The organism is Bradyrhizobium sp. Kon58 (assembly GCF_055807455.1).
Genome location: NZ_JBVVOT010000704.1, coordinates 1 through 230, shown reverse-complemented (window position 1 = coordinate 230; position 230 = coordinate 1). Strand labels below are relative to the sequence as shown.

General features: G+C 63.9%; 1 protein-coding gene. It reads left to right on the top strand.

Going from position 1 to position 230, the window contains the following annotated elements:
* A partial coding sequence (locus tag AC0L20_RS42010; protein WP_473295996.1) for a hypothetical protein occupies positions 1-230 on the top strand: 230 nt, incomplete at both ends.

Sequence of the window (230 nt, the reverse complement as noted above, 5' to 3'; positions counted from 1 at the left end):
GCCACGCTGTTGGCGACCAGATTGCCAATGATCTGCTGCACCCGGTCGGCGTCAAGGCAAGCGTCGCCATGGCCATGGGCTTGATGCACCAACGTGGCCTTGGGGAAGGTCACCTGCAGCAGCCGATCACCATTGCCTCACGCCTGAGCGCCGATGGCAGTGAAGTCTCGGTGCACAACTACGGCGCGGCGATTCCCAAGGCGTTGCTGGCCGGGCTGTTCGAGCCCATG